The 7,543-nt window shown below is 45.2% G+C and carries 7 protein-coding genes; 6 read left to right on the top strand and 1 reads right to left on the bottom strand.

The genetic code is table 11. The features are described from left to right. Positions 1 to 40: 40 nt before the first annotated feature. Positions 41 to 712 (top strand): transposase, encoded by a 672-nt coding sequence (locus tag LBJ25_03575; GenBank protein ID MDR1453037.1) that lies wholly within the window; start codon positions 41 to 43, stop codon positions 710 to 712. A 219-nt stretch (positions 713 to 931) separates the two neighbouring features. Here LBJ25_03575 and LBJ25_03570 read toward each other — a convergent pair whose 3' ends face one another. Further along, positions 932 to 1,891 (bottom strand): HAD family phosphatase, encoded by a 960-nt coding sequence (locus tag LBJ25_03570; protein MDR1453036.1) that lies wholly within the window; start codon positions 1,889 to 1,891, stop codon positions 932 to 934. Positions 1,892 to 2,091: 200 nt separating this feature from the next. Here LBJ25_03570 and miaA point away from each other — a divergent pair, with 200 nt between their 5' ends. The 5 genes from miaA to LBJ25_03545 all read left to right on the top strand — a co-directional run. Next, positions 2,092 to 2,976 (top strand): tRNA (adenosine(37)-N6)-dimethylallyltransferase MiaA, encoded by an 885-nt coding sequence (gene miaA, locus LBJ25_03565; GenBank protein MDR1453035.1) that lies wholly within the window; start codon positions 2,092 to 2,094, stop codon positions 2,974 to 2,976. Further along, positions 2,973 to 3,800: a diaminopimelate epimerase gene (gene dapF / locus LBJ25_03560; protein MDR1453034.1), complete on the top strand. Its 828-nt coding sequence runs from the start codon at positions 2,973 to 2,975 to the stop codon at positions 3,798 to 3,800. The genes miaA and dapF overlap by 4 nt, the downstream gene beginning before the upstream one ends. Next, positions 3,801 to 5,006, top strand: a complete 1,206-nt coding sequence (locus tag LBJ25_03555; protein MDR1453033.1) for an LL-diaminopimelate aminotransferase — start codon at positions 3,801 to 3,803, stop codon at positions 5,004 to 5,006. A gap of 193 nt (positions 5,007 to 5,199) precedes the next feature. Next, positions 5,200 to 6,339, top strand: a complete 1,140-nt coding sequence (locus LBJ25_03550; protein ID MDR1453032.1) for an ATP-binding protein — start codon at positions 5,200 to 5,202, stop codon at positions 6,337 to 6,339. A gap of 629 nt (positions 6,340 to 6,968) precedes the next feature. Then, positions 6,969 to 7,543 (top strand): hypothetical protein (locus tag LBJ25_03545; GenBank protein ID MDR1453031.1); only part of this gene is annotated, 575 nt, incomplete at its 3' end.

The raw sequence follows: 7,543 nt of genomic DNA, 5'->3' as shown, positions 1-7,543 counted from the left end.
ATTTTTGCCAACTGGCATTTTTCTTGCTGTTTTCTAAAACATGGCAAGAATTGCAAGGATAAAGCCCGCGGGGCAAATTTACTCGGTAGTTACCAGAGTTAATAATTCTGATTTTGTCTTTGCGGATGGGAATGTCTGCGCTTCATTCCTCAAGCATATAAAAGAAATCAAAGCCGAGCTTGGTTTTAAGCTTTACGCCTTTGTGCTGATGTCCACGCACGTGCATCTCTTGATAGAGCCGGACGATACGGCCGCGGACATTTCAGAAATTATGTGCCGGATCAATGGGTTGTTTGCCAAAAAATACAATGCTTTCCATAAACGCAAAGGGCATTTCTGGATGCAGAGGTTTGCCAGTAAACTGGTGGAAATGGGGCAGTACTTTGCCAATACGATTATCTATTTTGCGCTCAATCCGGTAAAAGCCGGAATTACGGACAATCCACTGGATTATGAATACAACAGCATTCATAATATTGTTTCCGGTAAATTTTCTGATCTGCTGGACGCGCTTCCGCAGGCCTGTGTTGAATATATAAAAAGTTTTCTGCGGCAGAAAAACTTTATAAAAATATTGAATAAATGCAAACGCTTTATGCGGCGGTTCAGTTTTGATTTGCGAAAAACAAGGCGTGAGCAAAAATTCAGGCATTTTATCGGCGGTCGACAATTTTACGAACGATGTATGGGCTGTAGCGGTCAAAGCTGTTGAATTGACACCGGGAAATTAGCGTCCCAAAGCAGAGAATTTGTCTGATTTGACAAGACCAACGCGCCAAATTCCCCCAAAAAGCGCACAATGCAAGGTTTTGTACGAGAGATTTTAAGAAATTTTTATAATTATGGCAGAGAAAAACGGACAATGGACAATAGACAATATACCTGTCACCTTATAAAGACATGCCTGTCCCTGTCCCTTACTAGCCAAATATCACGCAAAGAACAGAAAAACTAATAAGGTTGTGGATAAAGCGATACTTGCAAATGCAACTGCTATTATTCTAGCATAAAGATGTTTTAATTTTTGATCCGTCTTGTATATGAACATAAAGTTAGGAGGAATTTCTTTAGAGGATTTTAGTTCTTTAGTAAAAGTTTTGAAAACTTCCTTGGTAAAAATAGTCGGCGGTAAAGTTGACTTATTGTTAATCGTGGATATCCTTGAACCCTTACCAAATAAGACAGTTTCAGTAATTCTTGGCGATATTATCCAGTCTGCCTGAGTTAGCGCGGTTTTAGATAAAGTTGTGGTTACAGCCAAACAGTACATTCCTGCGGCTTTAGCGGCGCGGATACCATTGGGTGAGTTTTCTATAACTAAGCAATTTTGCGGGTTTACATTCAGTTTTTTGGCAGCTAATAAGTAACATTCTGGATCCGGTTTGTTATTTTTAACATCACGTCCGCCAATAACATAATTGAAATTTTGATATAAACTTTCTGGCAACATCAGTTTGATTTTGGATGTTGATGTCCCGCTTACTAGAGCTAAAGGGTATTTTTCGGTTTTGAGCCTATAAATTAATTCGGGCATATATTGTATGGGCTGATTTCCAAACATTAATAGTAGTTTTTGAGATATACTATGGGAATAATTAACAATTTTCGATATAAGTTGTTCATCGGCTAACATGTTATTGCGCTGTAAAAATTTTTTTAATGTATTGAATTCACTTAATGTTCCTTCATTTTGATAGATTTCAGTAGCAGTGACATTTTTTATTCCATAGTGTTGAAAAGCTTGTGCATAAGCGTATTGATGACAGCGCATAGAGTTTAATATTGTGCCATCCATATCAAAGAGAACAGCCTTTATATCATAAAGGGAAAGTAAAGCAACGGCTTTATTTTTTTGTATCGTAGTTACCGCAATTTGTTTACATAAAAGCATAGTTTTCCTCACTGATTTATAGATTTATGGTATATCGTAAGTTTTCTCAATTTGTTTCACAATTTTCAGTGACCGTGTGCCTGTCCCTTTATCCGAGAAAAACGGACAATAGGACAATATACCTGTCTTCTTATCGATGTAAGGACGTGCCTGTCCCTTTGTTATCCCTTTTCGTTCGCTTTCTTTGTTAAAATATGCCTATGCGCAATATTACCCTTGTTGTCGGCCCCACTGGCGTGGGGAAATCAGAATATGCCCTGAAACTGGCTAAGGAGCAGGACGCGGCGATTATTTCCGTAGACGCTTTTCAGGTTTACCGCGGTCTGGATATTGGCACGGCCAAACTGACGCTGGCTGAGCGGCGGGGCGCGCCGCATTACGCTATAGACATTGTTGAGCCGACGCAGGATTTTTCCGTGGCGGACTACATTGCGTATGTTTCCGGACTGCTGGCCAAACTAAGGGACAGGCATATTGTTTTTTGCGGAGGTACGGGATTTTATTATAACGCGCTCATCAATGGCCTGTGCCTGTCCCTTCCTGTTGACAAAACCATCCGTCTCCGGCTGCGTGCGCAGGCCGCGGAAAAAGGACGGGAATGGCTGTGGGGCGAATTACAAAAAGTCGACCCGGAAGCCGCCGCGCGGATCCACGCCAATGATCTATTCAGAGTGATCCGCGCGCTGGAAGTCTATAAGCTGACTGGCCAAAAGATCTCCGCGCAGCAGAAAAAACAGCCGTCAATTTTGGGAACAGGCACGGCAGGCACAGTAGGCGCGACAGATTGCCGCATTATCGGCCTGACTATGCCGCGCGCCAAGCTCTATGCCAGGTTGGACGCGCGCGTGGAAAAAATGTTTGAACGCGGCCTGCTGGACGAGGCGCGCGGCCTGCTTGCGCGCGGTTGCGCGCCCGGGTTATCATCTATGCAGGCGATCGGGTACAAGGAAACCCTGCGTTATTTGCAGGGCTTGATCGATCGTGAGAAAATGCTTGCGGATATTAAGCAAAACACGCGCAATTTTGCCAAACGGCAGTATACCTGGTTCCGCGCATTTAAAAATGTGGAGTGGCTGGAAGTATGAATTTCGTCAAACTCGAAGGGCTGGGCAATGATTTTATTCTTTTTGACGCGCTCAAAAACGATCTGAGCGCGGTCAATTTTCACGAGCTGGCGCCGAAATTCTGCGACCGGCATTTTGGCATTGGCGCGGACGGCCTGCTCATCGTGCGCAAATCCGAGAAAGCCGATTTCTATATGCAGGTCATTAACGCCGATGGCTCCGAGCCACAAATGTGCGGCAACGGCATTCGCTGTTTTGCGCGCTATGTTTACGAAAATTACGCGAAAAAAAGCGTGATCTCGATCGAAACTCTGGCCGGCATCATGCTGCCGGTGCTTGATCCGCAAAACAATATTATCGAGGTCGATATGGGAGAGCCGATACTGGCGCCGGCTAAAATTCCGGTGAATTTTTCCGGCGGGCAAATGCTGAACGCGCCGACGCCGGTTCTGGACAGGACTTTTGAGCTGACCGCGGTCTCCATGGGCAATCCGCACGGCGTGATTTTTGTCGACGATGTAGACGCTGTGAATGTGCCGGTTTACGGGCCGGAACTGGAACGGCACGCAATATTTCCCGAAAAAGCCAATATTGAATTTATACAGGTTTTGCTTAAAAACGAAATTAAAATGCGCGTTTGGGAACGCGGCGCTGGCGAAACGCTGGCTTGCGGCACCGGAGCCTGCGCCGCCGTGGTGGCCGGCGTATTGACCGATCGTTTAGACCGCGATGTGACGGTGCGTCTGGCCGGCGGAAGTTTAAAAATTTCCTGGGACGCTGACGATAATCACGTGTCGATGTCCGGCCCGGCCTTTGAGGTTTTTAAGGGCGAGGTGCTTTTGTAAATGGTCGAACGCAATCCCAATTTTGCCAGATTGTCGGCGGGCTATTTGTTCCCCGAGATCGCCAGACGCCGCCGCGCTCTGCTGGAGAGACAGCCCGGAGCCAAAATTATCAGTCTCGGCATCGGTAATACGACCGAGCCGCTGACGCCGGAGACCACCAAAGGTTTGGTAGAGGCGGCGGCGCGGCTGGGCACGGTGGACGGGTATTCCGGTTACGGCGATGAGCAGGGACTGCCCGCCCTGCGCGAGCAGATCGCCGGGGTTTTGTACAAAGATCTGGTCAACGCTGAGGAGATCACGATTTCCGACGGCGCGAAATGCGATATTGGACGCCTGCAGATCTTATTCGGCGGCGCGATCATTGTGGCTGTGCAGGACCCGGCCTATCCCGTCTATGTTGACGGCTCGATCATTGCCGGAGCGGACGCCGGTTTGCGGTATATGCCCTGTCTGCCGGAAAATGATTTTTTTCCGGACTTGAGCAGACTGCCGCGGGCGGATCTGATCTATTTTTGCTCGCCGAATAATCCGACCGGCGCGGTGGCGACCAAAGCGCAGCTAACCGAGCTGGTGAAATTTGCCAAAAAAAACAACTCGATCATTATTTTTGACGCGGCGTACAGCGAGTTTATCGTAGACGAGGATCTGCCGCGCAGTATTTATGAAATAGACGGCGCGGACGAGGCGGCAATAGAGGTGAATTCTTTTTCCAAGTCGATCGGTTTCACGGGCGCGCGGCTGGGCTGGTGCGTTGTGCCGCGGAAATTAAAATTTGCGGACGGAACCCCGGTGCGGCAGGACTGGACGCGCGTGATCACCACACTTTTCAACGGCGCGTCGAACATCGCCCAATACGGCGGTCTGACCGCGCTGACCCCGGCCGGCCGGCAGGAGACCAAAAAGCTGATCGCCTATTATCAGGAAAACGCGCGGATCATCCGCGAGGGTTTGCAGGCTTTGGACATTCAGATCTACGGCGGGGTTAATTCTCCGTATATTTGGGCGCATTTCCCGGCGCAAAAATCCTGGGACGTTTTTGAAAAAATCCTCAACGAGGCGCAGGTCGTGACCACGCCCGGAGCCGGTTTCGGCCCCGCGGGCGAAAGTTTTATCCGGTTTAGCTCATTTGGCCATAGAGCGGATATACAGGAAGCGATGCAGAGGCTGCGGCTGGTTTTAAAGGGACAGGCACGAAAAAAGCGATAGATATAACAAAAAGTTGATTCATATATAGATTTTAGAAAGGGACAGGCATCAGGCTTGGAAAGGGACAGGCATCAGGCTTGCACCAGGTTTCCAGTTTTGTACTGGCAAATTTAGGAAATATAAGGTATAATAGCAAAAATGGAATTTACATTTCCGTTTTTATATATAATTCTGGAAGTTAAAATAAGGAAATATGATGATTATAAGAAGTATCAAAAAACAGATAGATAAGACGCTTTATAAGGGTAAAGTGGTAATTATTTACGGCGCCAGAAGAACAGGCAAAACTACTCTGGCTAAAGCAATTTTAAAAGAGCAGGAGCAACTCGGGAAAAAGACGCATTACATTAACTGTGAGCTTCTGGATGCGAAGCGGAGCCTGGAAACAACCAATGAAAAACTTTTGAAAAATTATCTTGGCAGTAACGATATTGTGGTTTTAGATGAAGCGCAAAATATTGAGAATATTGGTTTGATCTTAAAAATTATTGTGGATACCTATCCCGAAATCCAAATTATAGCGACCGGATCAAGCAGTTTTGATCTGTCCGGCAAGATTTCTGAGCCATTGACCGGCAGGAAACGCGCTTTCATTTTGTATCCATTCTCCATGCTGGAAATTCAAAATAACTCCGGTTTTCACGAGGCGTCTGCCCAACTGGCTAGAGCGTTGGTTTATGGCATGTATCCGCCGGTTTACAGCCTGCCGGATAAAGAAACGAGGCTCGATCTACTAGAGATTGCCAGCAGTTATTTATACAAAGATGTGCTGGCTTTTACCCAAATTAAAAATTCCAAAGTGTTGATCGAGCTTTTGGAACTGCTGGCTCTGCAGGTTGGTAATGAAGTTTCCTATTCGGAAATCGCGCAAAAACTGGGCGTCAGCAATCACACAGTGAAAAAATATATTGATTTGCTGGAAAAATGTTTTGTGGTTTTTCCGCTACGTTCTTTCAGCCGTAATTTGAGAAATGAAATAAATAAGTCCCAAAAAATCTACTTTTATGATTTGGGTATTCGCAATGCGATTATTCAAAATTTCAATCAATTGAACCTGCGGCCGGATCGAGGCGCTTTATGGGAAAATTTTTGTATAATTGAACGGTTGAAGCATAATCAAGCCAAAGAGATCTTTGCCAATAAATATTTTTGGAGAATGTATTCTGGACAGGAAATTGATTATATTGAGGAAAAAGACGGTGAATTGACCTGTTATGAGTTTAAGCACAATTCTGACGCCAGGGTTAAGCGCCCGACAATTTTCCTGGAGAAATACCAGGCGCAATCTTTTGCGGTGATAAATTCGGGCAACTGGTTTGAATTTGTGCTATAGGTATAGATCGCGCTTTTTAGGGTATTCTTTAATTCCAGCAAAGAAAATAAATGGATTGGTAGTATGAACACCTCGACTCCGCTCGGTGTCCGTACTGCTTGTTAGGGGACAGGGGACAATTCCAAAAAAATGAAACAGTTTCAGGTTACTTACGATATATTAGTAAACGTATAACCTCTGAAAAAGCGGGTATAATAATATAGCGCTGTAGGAGAAAAAAATGAATAACTATTACTTAACAGTCACCCCCCCCCCCCCAGGGAATTATTTGTAGACACCAAAAATCTCGGAATATTTTTTATACAGCGCAAACCGCCCTCAGGCAGTGAGGATATTTTTCAAGAAAAGGAACGAAAGGGACAAAAGGGACAGGTATCGGCATCAGCATCAAGTAATATCCAGGAGCAAGGAGCGGTTGGTATAAAAAACTTCATTTTGGGTATTCTGTGCTTGGGGGATACAAAACGTGAAACGGTTTCGGGCTGCTTACGAGTCGAGCAGAGCGAAGTTAAATGCGCCGCAGCGCGAAGTGATAACTTAGATAAAGTGAAACGATTTTAGGCTGCTTACGATATATTAGTAAGCATAAAGCCTGAAACTCAAAAACTAAAAAAGGTTAGGAGTAAGGTATGTATCAGTATTTGCTTAAAAATATCTCCGTTGAAGATCCGCTGAACAAAGGGGAGCGCGTTAATCCTGATGGGCCGGATTCTAGCTCCAATGCCGTAGCGTGGCAGGATTTTTACGATAAAGTAAGTAGCGAAGAATTGGATGCGGCAATAGAGGTGCGTCTAGATAGAATGACTTTTCCTCAACGTAAATATATGGAACGTTATATAGATGAAATCCGTGAACAAGAAAGGCAGAGGATTGCTAACGAGCGATTAGGCCAGTACTTAAAATCGTTAAGTAACGATGTAGAAGCGCAGCGAGCTTTGAAAATCATCAGGTTAGATCCACCAGACGGATCTTTTAAACTACATGTGGGCAGAAATGAGGCCACAAGGACTAGTTATAAATTGTCCTCGCGGCCAATGACTTTAGAAGACATAAATGGCAACAGTTTGCGGGGCAGAATTATTTATTGTGGGAACAAGGCTGTTTTGGCTGTTGCGCGGGATACGGCAGCAAATACGACAAAACTTTATCACGTTAATTATAAGGAAGGTGATTTATCTGTAACTGAAGGAATTTTTATTGATAG

This window comes from Candidatus Margulisiibacteriota bacterium (assembly GCA_031268855.1).
GTDB lineage: Bacteria > Margulisbacteria > Termititenacia > Termititenacales > Termititenacaceae > Termititenax.
This window is presented reverse-complemented; position numbering and strand designations above follow the sequence as displayed.

Coding starts and splice junctions, on each gene's coding strand:
- LBJ25_03555 (MDR1453033.1), top strand. CDS start 3,801: ATGGTCGAACGCAATCCCAATTTTGCCAGATTGTCGGCGGGCTATTTG.
- dapF (MDR1453034.1), top strand. CDS start 2,973: ATGAATTTCGTCAAACTCGAAGGGCTGGGCAATGATTTTATTCTTTTT.
- LBJ25_03575 (MDR1453037.1), top strand. CDS start 41: ATGGCAAGAATTGCAAGGATAAAGCCCGCGGGGCAAATTTACTCGGTA.
- LBJ25_03570 (MDR1453036.1), bottom strand. CDS start 1,891: ATGCTTTTATGTAAACAAATTGCGGTAACTACGATACAAAAAAATAAA.
- LBJ25_03550 (MDR1453032.1), top strand. CDS start 5,200: ATGATGATTATAAGAAGTATCAAAAAACAGATAGATAAGACGCTTTAT.
- miaA (MDR1453035.1), top strand. CDS start 2,092: ATGCGCAATATTACCCTTGTTGTCGGCCCCACTGGCGTGGGGAAATCA.